The 1,589-nt window shown below is 62.1% G+C and carries 2 protein-coding genes and 1 pseudogene; 1 reads left to right on the top strand and 2 read right to left on the bottom strand.

Features of this window, described 5'->3' with window-relative positions:
• A pseudogene (locus tag Y707_RS31215) lies at positions 1-204 on the top strand (hypothetical protein); the annotation flags it as partial.
• 143 nt (positions 205-347) lie between these two features.
• Here Y707_RS31215 and Y707_RS32580 read toward each other — a convergent pair.
• Together Y707_RS32580 and Y707_RS23260 are read right to left on the bottom strand one after the other, a co-directional pair.
• Positions 348-536, bottom strand: a complete 189-nt coding sequence (locus tag Y707_RS32580; RefSeq protein WP_253905045.1) for an ANTAR domain-containing protein — start codon at positions 534-536, stop codon at positions 348-350.
• Positions 514-1,074 carry a GAF domain-containing protein gene (locus tag Y707_RS23260; RefSeq protein WP_253905046.1) on the bottom strand — a complete coding sequence of 187 codons (561 nt, stop codon included), beginning with the start codon at positions 1,072-1,074 and terminating at the stop codon, positions 514-516. The genes Y707_RS32580 and Y707_RS23260 overlap by 23 nt, the downstream gene beginning before the upstream one ends.
• Between the last annotated feature and the right edge of the window lie 515 nt (positions 1,075-1,589).

The raw sequence follows: 1,589 nt of genomic DNA on the forward strand, positions 1-1,589 counted from the left end.
AAGCCAGCCACCCCGCACCAGCGGGCGATCCGGCACGAGAAGATGCGCAAACGCCCCATTATCCAGATGAACGCTCAGTTCAAACGGATCAAACCCGCCGCTCTCTCACGCCAGATTCTGGCACTGACCGCAGAGCTGGAAACACTCGCACTCGCGAAGAAAGCCGCGCCAATCAAACCCGTCAACCGGGCCTGGAACGCCTAACCCTCCCGGAGGTTTTCCTATGAGGCAACGAAACCCGCTATCCGGAGGTTCTCAAATGAGGCAACGTATTATTCTTCCCGGAGGTATTGCAATGAGGCAACAGGGGGGCGGCGAAAGGACGCCCGCCGCCACGGAAACGTGGGCTACCGGTTGAAATGGGTGCTTGCCGGAGGCGACCCGGTGGAGGCGACGATGCCGGCGGCGACCTCGCGGAGTTTGATGTTGCGGGTACTGGAGGCAGATCTGAGCAACGCGAAAGCCTCGTCCTGACTGCACCGGCTCTGTCCCATGATGATACCCACCGCCAGATCAATGGTCGTCCGTGTCTTCATCGCCGCTTTCAGGTCCGCCTCGGGTGTCCCGGTGTCCGGACAACCGCACCGACAGGCTCAGCGCCTGCGATGCCTGCGAGGCGTATTCCTGCGCCTTACTGATGTCCCCGGCGTCGAAGTCGTCCGGCTTCTCGGAGTAGAGGTTCAGCGCCGCGCGGTCACCGGATTCGAGGATAAAAGGCACCGCGAGGATCGAACGGACCCCGCGTCCGGCGACTTCTTTGGCGTAGGCCGGCCAGCGGCTCTCATCGTGGAGGTCAACGACGTGAACGGTGTTCTGTTCACGGGAGGCGCTCAGGCAGGGCCCGTCGTTGTAGTCGTACTGGATTTCGTCCATGACCTGTGCCGCCTCGCTGCTGGAGGCAACCGTGCCGGCTTTCTTCTCACGCAGCAGCGTGATCCCGCACAGAATCTCCTCGTCCGGGCCGGACAGGGAATGGACGCTGAGCCGCGTCAGCGCGTTCAAAAAAGCTTCGATAGTCTCACTATCGAGCGCCAAACCATGCAAATAGTCCCGCACAGTGGTGTCGGCGGTCATTGCGGAGGTCCCCTATGTCAATAGGTGCTCCGCGCGTTGACCCCGCCCGGCAAACCCAATCCCGGCCCAGCTCCATGCTGGTGAGAGGGAGCCGCAGGGGATGGACCGTAAGAAAAGCACATCAGTTGGCTCGCTGCTGAACCACGCCCCCAAATCTACGCCCCGGGGCGCGCCGAACCTAACGTCACGAACGCTTGCATCGGCGGGCTGGTGCGGGAACCGGCCGGTTTTGCCACAACGAAAGGGGCCTCAGTCCGGCGCTTCTTCAGGACTATCGTCCTGATCCGTTGGTTTTTCCTCGGCACTGCCATTGGTTTCGTTTTCCGGGCCCGGGCCGCCGTATCCGCCTTCGATGGTCTCCCCCCTTGCCCTGAGGGGCGGTTTCCTCCACTTCCGGGTCCGGATTCCGCTGCTGTTCGTCGTCTTCGCCGCCCATGATCTTCCCCTTTTCCTGAAGGTTCGATGTAGAAACCAGCTTATGCACCGCGTGAACGTGTGAACAGGCCCCGCCGGCG

The organism is Arthrobacter sp. H14 (assembly GCF_000520495.1).
GTDB lineage: Bacteria > Actinomycetota > Actinomycetes > Actinomycetales > Micrococcaceae > Arthrobacter_C.